The sequence below is a fragment of the Streptomyces sp. SID1328 genome (assembly GCF_009865595.1).
In the GTDB taxonomy this organism is placed as follows: Bacteria; Actinomycetota; Actinomycetes; order Streptomycetales; family Streptomycetaceae; genus Streptomyces; species Streptomyces griseoluteus.
Genome location: NZ_WWKH01000850.1, coordinates 1 through 19,217, shown reverse-complemented (window position 1 = coordinate 19,217; position 19,217 = coordinate 1). Strand labels below are relative to the sequence as shown.

The 19,217-nt window shown below is 69.1% G+C and carries 13 protein-coding genes; 10 read left to right on the top strand and 3 right to left on the bottom strand.

Annotated elements, in window-relative coordinates; translation table 11 throughout:
* Positions 1-95: 95 nt before the first annotated feature.
* Complete coding sequence (locus GT030_RS26890) at positions 96-3,899, bottom strand: GH92 family glycosyl hydrolase (protein ID WP_202460605.1); 3,804 nt, start codon at positions 3,897-3,899, stop codon at positions 96-98.
* A gap of 341 nt (positions 3,900-4,240) precedes the next feature.
* Between GT030_RS26890 and ngcE the strand changes: the two genes are divergently transcribed.
* The 9 genes from ngcE (at position 4,241) to GT030_RS26845 (ending at position 16,435) form a co-directional block, all read left to right on the top strand.
* Complete coding sequence (gene ngcE, locus GT030_RS26885; protein ID WP_161203324.1) at positions 4,241-5,686, top strand: N-acetylglucosamine/diacetylchitobiose ABC transporter substrate-binding protein; 1,446 nt, start codon at positions 4,241-4,243, stop codon at positions 5,684-5,686.
* 61 nt (positions 5,687-5,747) lie between these two features.
* Positions 5,748-6,674: a sugar ABC transporter permease gene (locus GT030_RS26880; protein WP_161203323.1), complete on the top strand. Its 927-nt coding sequence runs from the start codon at positions 5,748-5,750 to the stop codon at positions 6,672-6,674.
* 5 nt (positions 6,675-6,679) lie between these two features.
* Entirely contained in the window at positions 6,680-7,594 is a 915-nt protein-coding gene (locus GT030_RS26875) for a carbohydrate ABC transporter permease (protein WP_161203322.1), read from the top strand.
* A gap of 348 nt (positions 7,595-7,942) precedes the next feature.
* Positions 7,943-9,154, top strand: a complete 1,212-nt coding sequence (locus GT030_RS26870) for an ROK family transcriptional regulator (RefSeq protein WP_030802751.1) — start codon at positions 7,943-7,945, stop codon at positions 9,152-9,154.
* Between the two features lie 133 nt (positions 9,155-9,287).
* A complete protein-coding gene (locus GT030_RS26865; protein ID WP_161203345.1) occupies positions 9,288-10,391 on the top strand; it encodes a substrate-binding domain-containing protein in 1,104 nt (367 codons plus the stop codon).
* A 178-nt stretch (positions 10,392-10,569) separates the two neighbouring features.
* Positions 10,570-11,361 carry an ATP-binding cassette domain-containing protein gene (locus GT030_RS26860; protein ID WP_161203321.1) on the top strand — a complete coding sequence of 264 codons (792 nt, stop codon included), beginning with the start codon at positions 10,570-10,572 and terminating at the stop codon, positions 11,359-11,361.
* The gene (locus GT030_RS26855; protein ID WP_161203320.1) at positions 11,358-12,650 is read left to right on the top strand and encodes a sugar ABC transporter permease; all 1,293 of its coding nucleotides are present in this window, start codon (positions 11,358-11,360) and stop codon (positions 12,648-12,650) included. Before GT030_RS26860 ends, GT030_RS26855 begins: the two co-directional genes overlap by 4 nt.
* A gap of 209 nt (positions 12,651-12,859) precedes the next feature.
* Positions 12,860-14,788: a 1-deoxy-D-xylulose-5-phosphate synthase gene (gene dxs / locus GT030_RS26850; RefSeq protein ID WP_161203319.1), complete on the top strand. Its 1,929-nt coding sequence runs from the start codon at positions 12,860-12,862 to the stop codon at positions 14,786-14,788.
* Between the two features lie 147 nt (positions 14,789-14,935).
* Positions 14,936-16,435: an amino acid permease gene (locus GT030_RS26845; protein ID WP_346009755.1), complete on the top strand. Its 1,500-nt coding sequence runs from the start codon at positions 14,936-14,938 to the stop codon at positions 16,433-16,435.
* Between the two features lie 29 nt (positions 16,436-16,464).
* Here GT030_RS26845 and GT030_RS26840 read toward each other — a convergent pair whose 3' ends face one another.
* Entirely contained in the window at positions 16,465-16,857 is a 393-nt protein-coding gene (locus tag GT030_RS26840) for an NTP pyrophosphohydrolase (RefSeq protein ID WP_161203317.1), read from the bottom strand.
* A 72-nt stretch (positions 16,858-16,929) separates the two neighbouring features.
* On the opposite strand from GT030_RS26840, the gene GT030_RS26835 reads away from it, so the two are divergent.
* The gene (locus tag GT030_RS26835; RefSeq protein WP_161203316.1) at positions 16,930-17,949 is read left to right on the top strand and encodes a hypothetical protein; all 1,020 of its coding nucleotides are present in this window, start codon (positions 16,930-16,932) and stop codon (positions 17,947-17,949) included.
* A gap of 28 nt (positions 17,950-17,977) precedes the next feature.
* Here the strand turns inward: GT030_RS26835 and GT030_RS26830 are convergent, their stop codons facing one another.
* Positions 17,978-19,060, bottom strand: coding sequence for an LCP family protein (locus tag GT030_RS26830; protein ID WP_161203315.1), 1,083 nt, complete (start codon positions 19,058-19,060; stop codon positions 17,978-17,980).
* Between the last annotated feature and the right edge of the window lie 157 nt (positions 19,061-19,217).

The following is a 19,217-nucleotide window of genomic DNA, read 5'->3' as shown; positions in this document are numbered from 1 at the left end:
AATGCCCCCTCAACGGCCGAGCAGACGGCACGAGCCACGAGGAAGGGGCGGCCCCCGCGCGGGACCGCCCCTCCCCCCCCCTCGATCCGGAGCCGTCAGGCCAGCAGTTCCACCTCCGCCAGCGTCGACTCCCCGTCCAGCACCAGCCGGTACTTGGTGTACGAGCCCGGCGCACTCACGCTGAACGCCCGTGTCTGGCGGTCCCAGGCGAAGGATTCACCGGAGCGCTTGTCCAGCGTCCGCCAGGTGGTGCCGTCCGTGGAGCCCTGCAGGGTCCAGCCGGTGGGCGCCTTCGTACGGTCCGCCGACGAGGTCAGCGTGTATTGCACCGCCTTGGTCGCGTCACCCGTCGGCAGGTCCACCGAGGTGACCGCCGCGCTCGTCGCCGAGGTGTTGTCGAACAGCGCGCCGTCGCCCTTCAGCACGTCCGCGCGCGGGGTCGGCACCTTGTCGTCCTCGGTGACCGACACCGGGGCGGCGTCCTTGCCCGAACCCCACGACGAGGGCCGCGGCCCCATCGAGAAGTCCAGCACCCCGCCCTTGGACAGCAGCGAGTGGGGGAGCGAAGTGGAGTTCCAGGAGCGGCCGTTGAAGCGGACACCCTGGATGTACACATTGCGGTCGCTGTTGTCCGGGGCCTTGATCACCAGGTCCCGGCCGTTCTCCAGATGGACGGTGGCCTTCTTGAACTGCGGTGAGCCGATGGCGTACTCCCCGCTGCCCATGACCAGCGGGTAGAAGCCGAGCGAGGAGAAGAGGTACCAGGCCGACTGCTCGCCGTTGTCCTCGTCGCCGTGGTAGCCCTGCCCGATCTCGCTGCCCGTGTACAGGCGGGACAGCACCTCGCGGACGTTCTTCTGCGCCTTCCAGGGCTCGCCGGCCGCGTCGTACATGTAGTTGACGTGGTGGGCGACCTGGTTGGAGTGGCCGTACTGGCCCATCCGGACGTCCCGCGCCTCGGTCATCTCGTGGATGACACCGCCGTAGGAGCCGGTGAACTCCGGGGAGGCGGTCTCCGGGGTGGCGAAGTATTCGTCCAGCTTGTCGCCGAGGGCCTTGCGGCCGCCGTAGAGGTTCGCCAGGCCGCGGCTGTCCTGCGGAGCGGTGAAGGCGTAACCCCAGCCGTCGGTCTCCGTGTAGTCGTAACCCCACACGCGCGGGTCGTACTTGGCGGAGTCCACGCGCCAGTCGCCCTTGGCGGTCCGGCCCTGGAAGAAACCGGCCTTCGCGTCGAAGAGGTTCACATAGTCGCGGGCCCGGTTGAGGAAGTACGCCGACTCCTCCTTGTACCGCTTCTCGCCGGTCTTCTCGTAGAGGGCCTCGCCCATCTTGGCGATGCCGTAGTCGTTGACATAGCCCTCCATGGCCCAGGAGAAGCCCTCGTTGGTGTCGGTGCTGGTGTACCCGAGGAAGGGCGAGGTGGCCATGCCCTTGCGGCCGACGCCCGAACTCGGCGGCACCACGGTCGCGTTCTTCACCGCCGCGTCGTACGCCGCCTTCGCGTCGAACTTCACGCCCTTGACGTAGGCGTCCGCGAACGCCACGTCCGAGGAGGTGCCGGTCATCAGGTCGGCGTAGCCGGGGGAGGACCAGCGGGAGGTCCAGCCGCCGTCCTTGTACTGCTGCACGAACCCGTCGACCATCTCGCCCGCCTGGGAGGGCGTCAGGAACGAGTAGGCGGGCCAGGTGGTGCGGTACGTGTCCCAGAAGCCGTTGTTGACGTACACCTTGCCGTCGACGATCTTGGCGCCGGTGTGCGTCGGGGTGTCCGGGCCGGGCATGGCGGAGAACGGCGAGGCGTACTGGTCCTTCTCCCCGACCTTCTCGAAGCCCGAGTTCGGGTAGAGGTAGAGCCGGTACATGCTGGAGTACAGCGTGGTGAGCTGCTCCGGGGTGGCGCCCTCCACCTCGACCTTGCCGAGGATCTTGTCCCAGGCCCGCTGGGCGCGCGCCTTGACGGTGTCGAAGGAGGTGCCGTCCGGGATCTCCTGGCGCAGGTTGTCCTTCGCCTGGTCCAGGCTGATCAGCGAGGTCGCCAGGCGCAGGGTCACCGTACGGTCGGCGCCCGCGGCGAACCGCAGATAGCCCTTCACCCCACTGGACGAGCCCTCGGTGACCGGCTTGTCGAAGGTGCCGTAGACGAACAGCCGGGTCGCGCCCGTGGACAGCCCCGACTTCACGTCGGAGTAGCCGGTGACGATCCCGTGCTCCTTGTCCAGCGTCAGCCCCGCCTGCTCGGTGACGTTGTCGAACAGCACGCTCGCGTCGTCGCCGGGGTAGCTGAAGCGCAGCACGGCCGCGTGGTCGGTCGGGGTCATCTCGGCCTTGAGGCCGTTCTCGAACCTGACCCCGTAGTAGTACGGCCGGGCCGTCTCGTTCTCGTGCCGGAAGGCCAGCTCACGGGCCTCGCGGCCGGTGTCCGGGGTGCCCTTCGCGGCGGACGGCATCAACTGGAAGGTCTGCCGGTCGCCCATCCACGGACTCGGCTCATGGCTGGCGCTGAACGCCTGCACGGTCGGCAGGTTGTCCTCGTTGTTGGCCCGCGCGTACTCGTACAGCCAGCTCAGCGAGGACGCGTTGGTCACCGGGGTCCAGAAGTTGAACCCGTGCGGCATCGCGGCGGCCGGGAAGTTGTTGCCCCGCGAGAAGCTGCCGCTGGAGTTGGTGCCGCGCGTGGTCAGCGCGTAGTCCGACAGGTGCGCCTTGGGCCGCTCGGGGGCCACCCGCCTCAGCGCCACGTCGTCGACCCAGCCCCGGAACTTCGCCGGGCCCTTGGGGGAGTCGTACGCCACCAGGACGCGGTCGACGGTCTTGCCCGCGGCCACCGCGCCGATCCGGGACGCCACGTCGTTCCACTGGTTGACGTACAGCACCTTGGCATCGCCCTGGCCGCGCGGAGTCAGCGGGAACCCGTGCTGGTCCCGCGCGCCGAGCTGGCTGAGGTAGGTGCCGTCGGTGAAGGCCAGGTCCACGCTGACGTTGGTGGCGTCGTAGTCCCGGTCGCCGTCGGCCATCGACGGGAAGAGGCGGTACGACAGCCGGGTGTCGCGGGCCACCTTCACATCGACGTCGAAGACCTTGTTGTACGAGTAGCCCCGGCCGTCGGCGGTGTGCCGTCCCGCGTAGCGCAGGGCGTGGGTGCCGGTGAAGCCCGCCCGCGACTTGGCGGTGGGGGAGCCGCTCGGGCCCTTGTCTACGAGGCTCAGCATGTCCTGCGGCGCGGGACCGTCACCGCCGCCGGTGGAGAACTGCACGTCCGCCAACTGGAGTGCGTCCGAGGCGCCGTTGTTCTTCGTCACCTCCAGCCGGAAGTGCTGGTACTCGGCCGGTGTGGTGAGCTGGTACGACTTGGTCCCGAACCGGTCCGGGAAGGTCTCGCCGGTACGGGTGTCGAGGGTCTTCCAGTCCTTGCCGTCCGCCGAGCCCTGCAGCCGCCAGTCCTTCGGGTCGCGCTCGTCGTGGTCGTTGGCCGAGGTGAGCGCGTAGGCGGCGAGCTCAACCGGCTGGTCCAGGTCGAACTCCACCCAGCCGGTGGGTGCGAACGTCAGCCATTTGCTACCGGGATCGACATCGGTGAGGTTCTCCTTCACCTCGCCCGCGCCGGTGTTCTCCCCGCTCGCCCGCAGATCGGTGACGTGGTCGGTGACATTGCCCGGAATGCCGGTGGTGTAACCGCCGTCCACGCCCGAGGAGCGCTTGGCGCCACCCGGTCCGGTCTCGACGGTGTTCAGCCAGTCCGGCGCCGGGTCCCCGGACTCGAACGAGGACGCGAACTCCGTGGCGGCGGCCGGGGCCCTGGCCGGCACGGCGACCGCCGCCCCCTGCACGCCGACGCCCATGACAAAGGCGGTCGTGAGGACGACCGCCGGAGTCCATCTGTGCCTAGATCTCCGCTGCATCTACGGATTCCCCTCCCGCGCTTACTTCGGACAACGTTGTCAGCTTGCTGCGCAGGAACCAGTAGGTGGTCAAGTGGCCGGTGATGTCAAGGGTGTTGGCTGCGGCATTCAGGGGGCTATATCGGTAATTCATCCGGCAGGGTGTGCGGAGCCCGGCGATATTTCCACCAGGTCTCAACTCGGAAAAGACCGGCGGCCGACCTTGCATTCGATCTTGCCCCCTTGGCGGGAAGTGGACTATACCTGTCGGCGTTTCCTGCACGAGCCAGCACAACCCGACCGCGGTGCCGGGGGGAGATCCGGTTCACCGCCTGAGTCCTGGAGAAGGCGAGGACTTGAGCATGGGTTCCACCGGACAGCATGGCAGCGAGGGCGTCGGCCGTCGTGATCTGATCAAGCGCACCGCGGCGCTCGGCCTGGTGGCCGCCCCCGGAATGGGGCTGCTGTCGGCCTGCGCGAGCAGTGGCGGCGACGGGCAGGACAAGGCGAAGGCGGGCAAGAAGACCGAGAAGAACCCGCTGGGCGTCAACGACACCGCCAAGCTGGACTTCGTCCTCTTCGACGGCGGCTTCGGCAAGGAGTACGCCGAGGACGCGGTGAAGCTGTACGAGAAGGCCTTCCCCAAGGCCCAGGTGAAGTTCTCCGCCACCCAGAAGATCCAGTCCACCCTCCAGCCCCGCTTCAACCAGGGCAACCCGCCGGACCTCATCGACAACTCCGGCGCCGAGCAGATGGACATGGGCGTCCTGGTCGGCAAGAAGCAGCTCGCCGACCTCACCCCGCTGCTGGACGCGCCGTCCTACGACGACCCGTCCAAGAAGGTCCGCGACACCCTGCGCCCGGGCATCGTGGAGATGGGCCAGTTCGACGGCGACCCGGTGTGGATCCTGAACTACGCCTACACCGTGTACGGCGTCTGGTACTCGCAGAAGGCGCTGGACGGGCTGGACGAGAAGTACCCCGAGACCTGGGACGACATGCTCAAGGTCTGCGCCAAGGCCAAGAAGAAGGGCATCGCGGGCTGGACCTACGCGGGCAAGTACCCGTACTACCTGCCCTTCTCGCTCTACCCGATGATCGCCAAGGTCGGCGGCCGCGAGGTGCTGGACGCGATCGACAACCTGGAGCCCAACGCCTGGAAGCACCCGGCCGTCAAGGCGTGTTTCGAGGCGTACTACGAGCTGTTCCAGAAGGGCTACATCCTGCGCGGCACGCCGGGGCTGGACCACATCCAGTCGCAGACCGCCTGGGCCAAGGGCAAGGCGCTGTTCATACCGAACGGCTCCTGGGTGGAGAACGAGTCGGCCAACGTCATCCCGGCCGACTTCGACCTGGCCGTCTCGGCGCCGTCCGGGCTGGACGGCTCCGACAAGCTGCCCTTCGGCACCATCTGGGCCTCCGGCGGCGAGCCCTTCGTCGTCCCGGCCAAGGCGGCCAACCCCGAGGGGGGCATGGAGCAACTGCGCGTCATGCTCTCCGAGGCGTCCTCGCGGAACTTCACCTCCAAGGTGAAGTCGCTCTCCGCGCTCAACGGCGGCATCGACGGCATCGAGCTGACCCCCGGTCTGAAGGCGGGCGTGGCGGCGCTGGACAAGGCCGGGGACAACGTGGTGAACCCGCGCATTCCCGACTGGTACGTCCAGTTGGAGAAGGAGAAGATCGGGGTCGGCGGCCTGGGCGAGATGATGGCCGGCCGGCTCACCCCGGCCGAGACGGTCAAGAAGATCCAGGGCTTCGCCGACGAGGCCGCCAAGGACACCTCCATCAAGCACTACAAGCACAAGTAACACCCCCTCACGGGTTCGTCACCAGCGGCAGCACGTGTCCCAGGAACGGGGTCGTCCGGCAATGCAGCACGGCAAGTACGGGTTCATCACGGGGTTCCTCGCGGCCCCGCTCGGGCTCTACGCACTCTTTGTGATCTGGCCGTTCATCCAGTCCATCTACTACTCGTTCACGGACTGGACCGGCCTGAGCCCCGAATTCAGCATCGTCGGTGTCGACAACTACACCCGGATGCTGCACGACGACATCTTCTGGAAGTCGTTGACGCACAGCCTGCTCTTCGCCCTGCTGCTGCCGCTGGTGACGCTCGGCATGGCCCTGTTCTTCGCTTTCATGATCAATGTGGGCGGCCGGCACCGAACGGGCGGTCCGGTGGTCACCGGAGTGCGCGGTTCCGGCTTCTACAAGATCGTCTATTTCTTTCCGCAGGTGCTCTCGATCGCCATCGTGGCCCTGCTGTTCGCCTTTGCCTACAACCCGGACAGCGGCGCGATCAACTCGTTCCTGCGCGGCATCGGGCTGGACTTCCTCCAGCCGCTCTGGCTCGGTGATCCGGACCTCGCGCTGTGGTGCGTGATGGCGGTGCTCGTCTGGTCCACCACCGGCTTCTTCGTGGTGCTGTTCAGCGCCGGCATGGCCTCCATCCCGGCCGAGCTGTACGAGGCGGCGCTGCTGGACGGGGCCGGCCGCGCGACCACGTTCTTCCGGGTCACCCTGCCGCTGCTGTGGGACACCGTGCAGTCCGGCTGGGTCTACATGGGCATCCTCGCGCTCGGCGCCGAGTCGTTCGCGGTCGTGCAGATCATGACGACCGGTCCGGGCGGCCCCGACTACTCGACCACGGTGCTGGTCCTGTACGTGTACCAGAAGGCGTTCCGGGACGGTCAGGCCGCCTACGCCACCACCATCGGCGTCGCCCTGCTGGTCGTCACCCTCGCGTTCGCCGCGATCGTGATGCGGCTGGGCCGCCGCGAGCGGCTGGAGTACTGAGCCCCATGACAACCACCGACGCTCCCGTCCCGCCCCCGGCTCCCGTCGTGAAGACCGACGCGGTCCCGCCCCGCCCCGGCGCCCGCCGGCGCTCCGAGGGCTCCGCCCTGAACGTCTTCTCGCACGGCGTGCTGGTCATCTGGGCGGTCATGGTCGTCCTGCCGCTGCTGTGGGCGGTGATGACCTCGTTCAAGGACGACAGCTCCATCTTCGGCTCGCCCTGGGCGCTGCCGGACAAGCTGCACTTCGACAACTGGTCCCGCGCCTGGACCGAGGCCAACATGAGCGACTACTTCCTCAACACCGTTCTGGTGGTGGGGGGTTCGCTGATCGGCACCCTGGTGCTCGGTTCGATGGCGGCCTATGTGCTGGCCCGCTTCGACTTCCCGGGCAACCGGTTCATCTACTACCTGTTCGTCGGCGGCATGAGCTTCCCGATCATGCTCGCGCTGGTCCCGTTGTTCTACGTCGTGAACAACATGGGGCTGCTGAACACGATCCATGGACTGATCCTGGTCTACATCGCCTACTCACTGCCGTTCACGGTCTTCTTCCTGACCGCTTTCTTCCGCACCTTGCCCACTTCGGTGGCCGAAGCGGCCTTCGTGGACGGTGCCTCGCACACCCGGACCTTCTTCCAGATCATGCTGCCCATGGCCAGGCCCGGCCTGATCAGCGTGGGCATCTTCAACTTCCTCGGCCAGTGGAACCAGTACATGCTGCCGACGGTGCTGAACACCGACCCGGACACGAAGGTGCTCACCCAGGGGCTCGTCGAACTCGCCGTCAGCCAGGGCTACAAGGGCGACTGGTCCGGCCTCTTCGCGGGGCTGGTGATGGCGATGCTGCCGGTGCTGGCGGCGTACATCATTTTCCAGCGGCAGGTGGTCGCGGGGCTGACGTCGGGAGCGCTGAAGTAACCGCACCCCTCCCGCACGGCTCCGACCGGCCCCGGTGCGCCCCACCGGGGCCGGCGCACGTCCGGACATCGGCGGTCACTTTGCGATCGTTACCGGTCACCCCGGGCGAACCCCGCCGTCAGCGCATGAAGCCACTCCTGGTCACGGCCTTGTCACGCGCTGAAACTCACTCGGAGGAGGGACGGCGGATCACGGCGGGAGTCAGCGATTTCCGTCAAGGACTTGACTGCGGTTGCCCCTACAGCAGAGCTTGGAGTTCATAACTTGTAAGTGGCCCGGTTCCGCAGATGTGACCTGGGCCACGGGCGGCGATGGGGCCGCCCGCCGATGTCGGGAGTGGATGGGTCGATGGAGACTCCGGGGTCGCAGTCGTCGCTGCACCGAGCCAACCTGGAACGAGTCGTACGGGCGGTGCGGCTGGCCGGGTCGCTCACGCAGGCGGAGATCGCCCGTACGACCGGCCTGTCCGCCGCGACGGTCTCCAACATCGTGCGCGAGCTGAAGGACGGCGGGACCGTCGAGGTCACGCCCACCTCGGCGGGCGGCCGCCGGGCCCGCAGCGTCTCGCTCAGCGGGGACGCCGGGATAGTGGTCGGCGTCGACTTCGGCCACACCCACCTGCGGGTGGCCATCGGCAACCTGGCCCACCAGGTGCTCGCCGAGGAGTCCGAGCCGCTGGACGTGGACGCCTCCTCCACGCAGGGCTTCGACCGCGCCGAGGAGCTGATCGACCGGCTGATCGCCGCCACCGGCGTGGACCGGGGCAAGGTGGCCGGGGTCGGCCTCGGCGTGCCGGGGCCCATCGACGTGGAGTCGGGCACCCTGGGCTCCACCTCGATCCTCCCCGGCTGGGGCGGCACCCGGCCCGCCGAGGAGCTGCGCGAACGGCTCGGCGTGCCCGTGCACGTGGACAACGACGCCAACCTGGGCGCCCTCGGCGAGCTGGTCTGGGGCAGCGGCAAGGGCGTGCGCGACCTCGCCTACATCAAGGTGGCCAGCGGGGTCGGGGCCGGCCTGGTGATCAACGGGCAGATCTACCGGGGGCCCGGCGGGACGGCCGGGGAGATCGGGCACATCACCCTCGACGAGGGGGGCCCGGTGTGCCGCTGCGGCAACCGCGGCTGCCTGGAGACCTTCACCGCCGCGCGCTACGTCCTGCCGCTGCTCCAGCCGAGCCACGGCAGCGCCCTGACCATGGAGGGCGTGGTCCGGCTGGCCCGGGACGGGGACCCCGGCTGCCGTCGTGTCATCGCCGACGTGGGCCGGCACATCGGCAGCGGCGTGGCCAACCTGTGCAACCTGCTGAACCCCAGCCGGGTGGTCCTGGGCGGCGATCTCGCCGAGGCCGGGGAGCTGGTGCTGGCCCCCATCCGGGAGTCCGTGGGACGCTATGCGATCCCCAGCGCGGGACGTCAACTGTCCGTGCTTCCAGGGGCACTTGGGGGTCGCGCCGAGGTGCTCGGGGCACTCGCCCTGGCGCTGAGCGAAATGGGTGATTCGACCCTGCTCGACGGCTCCGCCACGGCCTCGCTGCCCGTGGTCGCTCCTGCCTTCACTTAGATAACGGATGGCACCGTTGCCATCTCGTTAAGGATTTACTTCTTGACGCCGAACGCGTGGCCGAGTTGACTTCCAGCCACCTCGGCCGCAACGACGCGGCCTCGTCAGGGAGGTTTCTGAAGTGAACACGCGTATGCGTCGTGCGGCCTTCGCCGTTGCTGCTGGTGCCATGGCCGTCTCGCTGGCCGCCTGCGGCAGTGCCAAGGAGTCCAGTGGCGGTGCCAGCAAGTCCACGGACAGCAAGAAGAAGGGCGACGCGATCACGGTCGGCCTGCTCCTTCCGGAGAACCAGACCGCGCGTTACGAGAAGTTCGACCGTCCGCTCATCGAGAAGAAGGTCTCGGAGCTGACGAACGGCAAGGGCAAGGTCGTCTACGCCAACGCCAAGCAGGACGCGACCCAGCAGAACCAGCAGGTCGACACCATGATCACCAACAAGGTGGACGTCCTGATCATCGACGCGGTGGACGCCGCTGCGATCAAGAACTCGGTGCAGAAGGCCAAGGACGCCGGTATCCCCGTCGTCGCCTACGACCGCCTGGCGCAGGGCCCGATCGACGCCTACACCTCGTTCGACAACGAGACCGTCGGCAAGACGCAGGGCGAGGCCCTCCTGAAGGCCCTGGGCTCCAAGGCCAAGTCCGGCAAGATCGTCATGATGAACGGCTCCTCCACGGACCCGAACGCCGCCCAGTTCAAGAAGGGCGCGCACGACGTCCTCGACGGCAAGGTGAACGTCGGCAAGGAGTACGACACCAAGGAGTGGAAGCCGGAGAACGCCAACTCCAACATGGAGGGCGCCATCTCGGCCCTGGGCAAGAAGAACATCGTCGGCGTCTACTCCGCCAACGACGGCATGGCCGGCGGTATCATCACCGCCCTCAAGTCCGCGGGCATCTCCAACGTCCCGGTCACCGGCCAGGACGCCGAGCTCGCCGGTGTGCAGCGCATCGTCTCTGGTGCCCAGTACATGAGCGTCTACAAGCCGTACGCCCCGGAGGCCGACGCCGCCGCGGAGATGGCCGTCAACCTGGCGCAGGGCAAGTCGCTGGACTCCGTCGCCAAGGACAAGGTCGACAGCCCCACCACCAAGGCCGTCCCGTCGATCCTGGTCGCCGTCACCTCGCTGACCAAGGACAACATCAAGGACACCGTCATCAAGGACGGCGTCTACACGGTGGCCGACATCTGCACCGCCCAGTACAAGGCCGCCTGCGCCAAGGCCGGCCTGAAGTAACCGACGGGCCCCTTCTTCCCCCCGCCGGCCGGATTCCCGCCGGCGGGACGGTGAGGCCCGCTCAAGGCTCCTCCGGCGCCCCGCGCATACACACAGCCCCGCAAGCTCGGCGCGGGGCGCCGGACGGAATTCCCCCAAACTTCTGCACAACCTCCCGCCGGGTCAGGCGGCGAAGGAGATGGTTCACGTGTCCGCTACGCCCGTGCTGGCGTTGCGCGGAGTCTCCAAGCGATTCGGTGCCGTCCAGGCGCTCACCGATGTCACGCTGGAGGTCCACGCCGGTGAGGTGGTCGCCCTGGTGGGCGACAACGGTGCCGGAAAGTCCACGCTGGTCAAGACGATCGCCGGCGTGCACCCCATCGATGAGGGTGTCATCGAATGGGACGGCAAGACCGTCCAGGTCAACAAGCCGCACGACGCCCAGAACCTGGGCATCGCGACGGTGTACCAGGACCTCGCGCTGTGCGACAACATCGACGTCGTCGGCAACCTCTACCTGGGCCGGGAGATCCGCCGCGCGGGCATCCTGGACGAGGTCGAGATGGAGCGGCGCTCGCGTGAGCTGCTGGACCAGCTCTCGATCCGCATCCCCAGCGTCCGTATCCCGATCGCCTCGCTCTCCGGCGGTCAGCGCCAGGTCGTGGCCATCGCCCGGTCCATGCTCGGCGAGCCCAAGCTGGTGATCCTCGACGAGCCGACCGCCGCGCTCGGTGTCGAGCAGACCGCCCAGGTCCTCGACCTGGTCGAGCGGCTGCGGGAGCGCGGCCACGCCGTGATCCTCATCAGCCACAACATGGCCGACGTCAAGGCGGTCGCCGACAAGGTGGCCGTGCTGCGCCTGGGCCGCAACAACGGCGTCTTCGAGGTCAAGTCGACCTCGCAGGAAGAGATCATCTCCGCCATCACCGGCGCCTCGGACAATGCCGTCACCCGTCGTGCGGCGCGCACCAATGGGGAGATCAAGAAGTGAGCATCGAGAAGACCTCCACCCCTGCGGGTGACGCCGCCGCGGTGAACCCGGAGGCCGCCCCCGGCGCCGGTGTCGCCGTCGACCCCCGGCTGCTGGTGCGCGAGCAGGGACTCGCGGGCTACGTGGGCGAGTTCAAGCGCAAGATGAAGGCCGGCGACCTGGGCTCGATGCCCGTCGTGGTCGGACTCATCGTCATCTGGATCATCTTCCAGAGCCTGAACTCCAACTTCCTCACCGCGGGCAACCTCTCCGACATCTCCGTCGCCATGGTCGGCACGGGCATGATCGCCGTCGGTATCGTGTTCGTCCTGCTGCTCGGTGAGATCGACCTCTCGGTCGGCTCCCTCTCCGGTGTCGCGGGCGCGACCTTCGCGGTCCTGAACATCACCAACGGCATGAACGAGGTGCTGGCCTTCGTGCTGGCGATCCTCACGGGCACCGTCGCCGGCGCCATCCAGGGCTTCTTCTTCGCCAAGATCGGTGTGCCGGCCTTCGCCGTCACCCTGGCGGGTCTGCTGTTCTGGAACGGCCTGATGCTCAAGATCCTGGGCGACAACGGCACGATCAACCTGAACAGCGACGGCCTGGTCGCCAACCTGACCAGCTACTACTTCTCCGACGTGGCCGCCGCCTACGGTCTGGCCGCCGTGGTGACGGTGCTGTTCTTCGTCAGCTCCTTCCTCGGCAACAAGCGCCGTGACGCCGCCGGGGTGCCGTCGAAGCCGCTGAGCGAGATCATCCTGCGCACCGTGCTGCTGGGCCTGGTCTCCTTCGCCGTGGCGATCGTCTTCAACCAGTACAAGGGTCTGCCGCTGGCGGTCGTGATCTTCGTCGCGGTCCTCTTCGTCACCGACTTCGTGCTGCGCCGCACGGCCTACGGCCGCAAGGTGTTCGCGCTCGGCGGCAGCGTCGAGGCGTCCCGCCGCGCCGGTATCAACGTGGACCTGGTCCGCATCTCGGTGTTCGCCATCTCCGGCACCTTCGCGGCGCTGGGCGGTCTGTTCATCGCCTCCAAGATCGCCTCCGCCAACCAGGGCGCGGGCGGCGGTGACCTGCTGATGAACGCCATCGCGGCGGCCGTCATCGGCGGCACCTCCCTCTTCGGCGGCCGCGGCCGCACCTGGAACGCGCTCCTCGGTGTGCTGGTCATCGTCTCGATCCAGTACGGCCTGGCCCTCCAGGGCATCCCCTCCCCGGTGCAGTACATGATCACCGGTGGTGTCCTGCTGGCGACCGTCGTCATCGACGCGGTGACCCGCAAGACCCAGAAGTCGGCCGGCCGCGCGTAAGCTCGGCAGGCTTGGCAGGAGCCCGGCGCGATGGAGCGCCGGGCTCCCGCGTTTTTCCTGGTCGCATCCCCGCTCACGGGGTGCGACCGTTCGTATGACCCGTGGGGGGACCCAGGGGGCACCGCCCGGCCATCGGCCGCCGGGGCGGAACATTAGACTCATCAAGCCCGGCAACAGCTCGATCAGCTCATACTTGCAAGGAGGCACGGGTGCCGCTGCTGACCCGCATCACGGGACCGCGCGATCTGGACCGGCTCAGCCTGGAGGAGCTGAACCAGCTTGCTGAGGAGATCCGGACCTTCCTCGTGGAGGCCGTGTCCAAGACCGGCGGTCACCTCGGCCCCAACCTCGGTGTGGTGGAGCTGACCATCGCCCTGCACCGGGTCTTCCACTCGCCCGCCGACAAGGTGCTGTGGGACACCGGCCACCAGTCCTACGTCCACAAGCTCCTCACCGGGCGTCAGGACTTCTCCCGCCTGAAGATGAAGGGCGGCCTCTCCGGCTACCCGGCGCAGAGCGAGTCCGAGCACGACGTCATCGAGAACAGCCACGCCTCCACGGTTCTGGGCTGGGCCGACGGCATCGCCAAGGCCAACGAGCTGAAGAAGTCCGACAACCGCGTGGTCGCGGTCATCGGTGACGGCGCGCTGACCGGCGGCATGGCCTGGGAGGCGCTGAACAACATCGCCGAGGCCAAGGACCGCCCGCTCGTCATCGTCGTCAACGACAACGAGCGCTCCTACGCGCCCACCATCGGCGGCATGGCCAACCACCTGGCCACCCTGCGCACCAGCGACGGCTACGAGCGCTTCCTCGCCCGCACCAAGGACCTGCTGGACCGTACCCCGGTCGTCGGCCGCCCGCTCTACGACACCCTGCACGGCGCGAAGAAGGGCCTGAAGGACTTCATCGCCCCGCAGGGCATGTTCGAGGACCTCGGCCTGAAGTACGTCGGCCCGATCGACGGCCACGACATCGAGGCGCTGGAGTCGGCGCTGGCGCGCGCCAAGCGGTTCGGCGGCCCGGTCATCGTGCACTGCCTCACCGAGAAGGGCCGCGGCTACCAGCCCGCCCTCCAGGACGAGGCCGACCGCTTCCACGCGGTGGGCAAGATCCACCCCGACACCGGCCTGCCCATCGCCTCCTCCGGCGCCGACTGGACCTCCGTCTTCGGCGAGGAGATGGTGAAGCTCGGCGAGGAGCGCGAGGACATCGTCGCGATCACCGCGGCCATGCTCCAGCCGGTCGGCCTGGACAAGTTCGCCAAGCGCTTCCCGGAGCGGGTCTACGACGTCGGCATCGCCGAGCAGCACGGCGCCGTCTCCGCGGCCGGCCTCGCGCACGGCGGGGTGCACCCGGTCTTCGCGGTGTACGCCACCTTCCTCAACCGCGCCTTCGACCAGGTTCTGATGGACGTCGCCCTGCACAAGTGCGGCGTGACCTTCGTCCTGGACCGGGCCGGTGTCACCGGCACCGACGGCGCCTCCCACAACGGCATGTGGGACATGTCGATCCTTCAGGTCGTGCCCGGCCTCAGGCTCGCCGCCCCGCGTGACGCCGACCAGGTCCGCGCCCAGCTGCGCGAGGCCGTCGCCGTCGAGGACGCGCCGACCGTGGTCCGCTTCTCCAAGGGCGCCGTCGGCCCCGCCGTACCGGCCGTGCGCCGGACGGGCGGCATGGACGTGCTGCGCGAGCCGGGCACCGAGCGCCCGGACGTGCTGCTGGTGTCGGTGGGCGCGCTCGCCCCGATGTGCCTGGAGATCGCCACGCTGCTCGACAAGCAGGGCATCTCCACCACCGTCGTCGACCCCCGCTGGGTCAAGCCGGTCGACGAGGCGATGGCCCCGCTCGCCGAGCGGCACCGGGTCGTCGTCACCGTCGAGGACAACAGCCGCGTCGGCGGTGTCGGCTCCGCGATCGCCCAGGCGCTGCGCGACGCGGGCGTGGACGTGCCGCTGCGCGACTTCGGCATCCCGCCCCGCTTCCTCGACCACGCCTCGCGCGCCGAGGTCATGGCCGAGATCGGACTGACCGCCCCGGACATCGCCCGCCAGGTCACCGGTCTGGTCGCCAAGATCGACGGCCGCTTCGGCCAGGACACGGACGCCATGGATTCCGTCGAGTCCGCGCGCGACTAGCCACCCGAACGCCACGGTAACCGGGCCGGTTCTGCTGCCTCCTCAGGTGGCGGAACCGGCCCGGTTGCGTGAACCTGCCATTGCCGGGGCACCCGCACCCCGTCCCTCTCGATCATGTCGAGGACGACAAGCGTGGGAGGTAGGTACGTGAGCACGCTCTTCCGTACGAAGAACGTCGAGCAGTCCATCCGGGACACCGAGGAACCGGAGCACTCGCTCAAGAAGTCCCTCTCCGCCCTCGACCTGACCGTGTTCGGTGTCGGTGTCATCATCGGCACCGGCATCTTCGTGCTGACCGGCCAGGTGGCGAAGAACAACGCGGGTCCGGCGGTGGCCATCTCCTTCGCCGTCGCCGGTGTGGTCTGCGGCCTGGCCGCCCTCTGCTACGCCGAGTTCGCCTCGACGGTCCCGGTGGCCGGGTCGGCGTACACCTTCTCGTACGCCTCGCTCGGTGAACTGCCCGCCTGGACCATCGGATGGGACCTGGTGCTGGAGTTCGCGCTCGGCACGGCGGTGGTGGCGGTCGGCTGGTCCGGGTACATCCGGTCGCTGTTCGACAGCTGGGGCTGGCACCTGCCGGCGTACCTCTCCGGGCGGGACGGCGCGAGCGGGTTCGGCTTCGACATCCTGGCGGCGGCCCTGGTGCTGCTGCTCACCTGCGTGCTCGTGGTCGGCATGAAGCTGTCCGCGCGGATCACCTCGGCCGTCGTCGCCATCAAGGTGGTCGTCGTCCTCATCGTGATCGTGGCGGGCGCCTTCTTCGTGAGCGGCGACAACTACAAGCCGTTCATCCCGCCGGCCCAGCCGCAGGAGGCGGGCGCCAGCCTCAAGGCACCGCTGATCCAGCTCATGTTCGGCTGGGCCCCGGCCAACTACGGCGTGTTGGGCATCTTCACCGCCGCCTCGGTGGTGTTCTTCGCGTTCATCGGCTTCGACATCGTCGCCACCGCCGCCGAGGAGACCCGCAACCCGCAGCGGGACATGCCGCGCGGCATCCTCGGCTCGCTGTTGATCTGCACGGTGCTGTACGTGGCGGTGTCCCTGGTCGTCACCGGCATGCAGAAGTACACCGAGCTGTCGGTGGAGGCGCCGCTCGCGGACGCCTTCAAGGCGCTCGGGCATCCCTGGTTCGCGGGCATCATCAGCTTCGGCGCCGCCGTCGGCCTGACCACGGTGTGCATGATCCTGCTGCTCGGTCAGACGCGGGTCTTCTTCGCCATGAGCCGCGACGGCCTGCTGCCCCGCTTCTTCTCCCGCGTCCACCCGCGCTTCCGCACCCCGCACCGGCCGACCATCCTGCTGGGCGTGCTCATCGCGATCATCGCGGGCTTCACCAGCCTGAGCGAACTGGCCGAACTGGTCAACATCGGCACCCTGTTCGCGTTCATCGTGGTGGCGATCAGCGTGATCATCCTGCGCAAGACCCGCCCCGACCTGCCCCGCGCCTTCCGCACCCCGCTGGTCCCGGTGCTGCCGATCGTCTCGGTGTGCGCCTCGCTGTGGCTGATGCTGAACCTGCCCGCCGAGACCTGGCTGCGGTTCGCCATCTGGATGGCGATCGGCTTCGTCGTCTACTTCCTCTACGGCCGCACGCACAGCCGCCTGGCCCGCGAGGAGCGGCCCACAAAGACCCCGAAGGCGACCTGAGCCGGAGCCGGTCCGCGCTCCGGAGACCCTCAGCCGAGGGCCGTACGCGGACCGGCGACGTCGGCGCCCAGCGCGCCCACCCGGCGCCGCAGCTCGCGGTCGGCGGTCACCACCAGGCGGTCCCGGCCGGCGGACCCGGCGACCAGCTCCACGATCCAGTCGTCCCCGCTGCCCGGCGCGGACTCCACCCGCACCCCCGGCACCGACTCGACCCCGCGCGCCGCGCCCTCCACCACCAGCACGATCTCCGCCGGGTCGGTCCGCCCCGGCAGCCCGTCACTGGCCAGCCGGTCCCGCAGGCGTTCGGCGGCCCCCTTGCGGTCCTTCCACCAGCCGTCCGGCCGCGAGCCCATCACATTGGCACCGTCCACGATCGCCAGCAGGGGATCGTCCTGGCCAGGAACACCCTGTACGTCGTCCATGGGGCCAGGGTCCCACGGGAGCCGCCCAGGGGCGCGGCCCGGAGCCCGGATCAGGCAGCTTATGGTGATGCGGTGAACGGCGACTGGCTCATACGCGGCCGTGACGGCCGGCTCGGTGTCTACCACCCCACGGACGACGGCGTCCTGTCGCGGGCGGAACACCGGCCGGGCGGCGGCTGGACCGCCCCGCGCAGGGTGGGCGGCGAACAGAAACTGCGCCCCGGCCTCGGAGTGGGCCAGGGCGCCGACGGTTATGCCCACCTCGTCTCATGGCAGCCGGCGGCCGGCGGCGAGGCGGTCCTGACGCACTCCACGCACTACCGGCCCGACCTCACCGCCATGGACTGGACCCCGCTCGGCCACCCCAACCGCAAGGGACCCGTCACATCGGACCCGGCGGTCGCGGTGGACCACCAGGGCCGGGCCCATGTCTTCGTGGTCAACGGCGGCCAGGGCCTGAGCATGGTCGCCCAGCGGGAGAAGGGCGGCTGGGCCCCCTGGCGCGACCTGAACGGCTCACGGGTCCAGAACGGCCTGGCCGCGGTGACGGGGGAGACCGGCCTGGTCGCGGTCTACGGGGCGGTGCCCGGCGGCATCGTGCACTGGACCCAGGAGAAGCCGGGCAAGCAGATCACCATCACCGAGTCGCTGGAGGCGCGGGTCAGGCCCGGCACCCTGGCCGCGCTCGCCACCTCCGAGCACCACACGACCGTGTTCTACACGGACATCGAGGGCATGATCTGCGCCTGGCGCCCCGGCTGGGCCCCCGTGGCGCTGCTGCCCGCGGCCGGTCCCGGCCCGGTGAGTGCGGTGCGCTGCCGGCTCGACGGCCACGACTGCACCGTGCTGGCGCAGCGCGCGGCGACCGGCCGGGTGGCCATCGCCGGGTATCCCACGGAGGCGGAGTCGGCGGGCGCCTGGTGGGCCGAGTCGGGCCCGGTGCTGCCGGCGGACGCGCGGGTCTTCCTCGCGGGCGACGCGGACCTCGGCATGCTGACCGCGGCCGCGCTGTCCCCGTCGACCGGACGGCTCGTCCTCACTCGGCGCAAGGACGAGCCGGGTCTCGCGCTGGAGCCCTGGCGGGAGGTATGACCCCCGCCTTCTCGTGACGGCGCCGCCCTTACGGGGTGGCGCCGCCGCGCGCGGGCGACTTCTTGGCCGACTCGGGGATGGTCCCGTCGGAGCGCAGGGCCGTCCAGAGCTGCTTGGCCTGAGGCTCAGCGGCCACGACCCGGTTGGGGTCCTGGGTGTCGTACTGGACCGGCAGCATGATCGTCTCCATGGTGGAGGTGTCGACGCCGTTCATGCTGCGGCTGAACTCGGCCAGCTTGGTGAGGGAGGCGAGCCCGGAGTCGGTGGTGAGCGCGGTGGTGAGGTCGTCGGCCACGGCGTACGCCTTGGTGGGGCTGCCCATCAGGTCCTGCTTCTTGATCTCGGCGAGCAGGGCCATCAGGAACTTCTGCTGCATCCCGATCCGGCCCAGGTCGCTGCCGTCGCCGATGCCGTGCCGGGTGCGGACGAACTGGAGTGCCTGGGTGCCGTTGAGGCGGTGGGTGCCGGCGGCGAGGTCCAGCCCGCTGGAGGAGTCGTGGATGTCGCGGTCGACGGTGACGGGCACGCCGCCTATCGCGTCGACCAGGCCCTTGAACCCGGCGAAGTCGATCTCCACGAAGTGGTCGAGCCGTACGCCCGACATCTTCTCGACCGTCTTGACCACACAGGCCGGACCGGCGGAGGAGTAGACCGAGTTGAACATGACGCGGTTCGCCGGCGGCAGCTTCGTCCCGTCGTCCTTGACGCACTCGGGGCGGGTGACGAGGGTGTCGCGCGGGATGCTGACGGCGACGGCCTGCTTGCGGCCCTCGGGTATGTGGATCACCAGCGCCGTGTCGGAGCGGGCTCCGGCGACATGCCCGGTGCCCAGCCCGGCGTTGGCCCCGGCGCGCGAGTCGGAGCCGAGCACCAGTACGTTCTGCCCGGAGGTGGGCAGCTTGGCGGGGCGGTCGTCACCGAGGGACTTGTCGAGGTCGACGCCCGTTATGTTGCCGTCGAGTTGGCTGTACAGCGCGTAGGAGACACCGGCCGCGGCGACCGCGAGCACCAGGACGCCGCCGCCGATCCAGCGCAGCCGCCGACGGGGGCGCCGCTTGGCCGGCCGCGCGTCCGTTCCGTGGTGGCCCGGACCCACCGGGGTGTGCGACATGCTCGGTCCTCTCGCTCGTCGGCTCGGAGCCTTGTTCCATGAGTGGCTCGGGCGCGAGTGGGGGGAGAGGTTCGGGCCCGTACGGCGCTGCGCGCCGTGGTCCGCCGAACTATAGACCGAATGTCAGATCACATACGGTGTGCGTCCCCTGTCCAGC

Bases quoted from the DNA above. Each gene is read 5' to 3' on its own strand.
- GT030_RS26870 (WP_030802751.1), top strand. From the start codon at position 7,943: ATGGAGACTCCGGGGTCGCAGTCGTCGCTGCACCGAGCCAACCTGGAA.
- ngcE (WP_161203324.1), top strand. From the start codon at position 4,241: ATGGGTTCCACCGGACAGCATGGCAGCGAGGGCGTCGGCCGTCGTGAT.
- GT030_RS26840 (WP_161203317.1), bottom strand. From the start codon at position 16,857: ATGGACGACGTACAGGGTGTTCCTGGCCAGGACGATCCCCTGCTGGCG.
- GT030_RS26860 (WP_161203321.1), top strand. From the start codon at position 10,570: ATGGTTCACGTGTCCGCTACGCCCGTGCTGGCGTTGCGCGGAGTCTCC.
- GT030_RS26830 (WP_161203315.1), bottom strand. From the start codon at position 19,060: ATGTCGCACACCCCGGTGGGTCCGGGCCACCACGGAACGGACGCGCGG.
- GT030_RS26875 (WP_161203322.1), top strand. From the start codon at position 6,680: ATGACAACCACCGACGCTCCCGTCCCGCCCCCGGCTCCCGTCGTGAAG.
- GT030_RS26880 (WP_161203323.1), top strand. From the start codon at position 5,748: ATGCAGCACGGCAAGTACGGGTTCATCACGGGGTTCCTCGCGGCCCCG.
- GT030_RS26865 (WP_161203345.1), top strand. From the start codon at position 9,288: ATGCGTCGTGCGGCCTTCGCCGTTGCTGCTGGTGCCATGGCCGTCTCG.
- GT030_RS26890 (WP_202460605.1), bottom strand. From the start codon at position 3,899: ATGCAGCGGAGATCTAGGCACAGATGGACTCCGGCGGTCGTCCTCACG.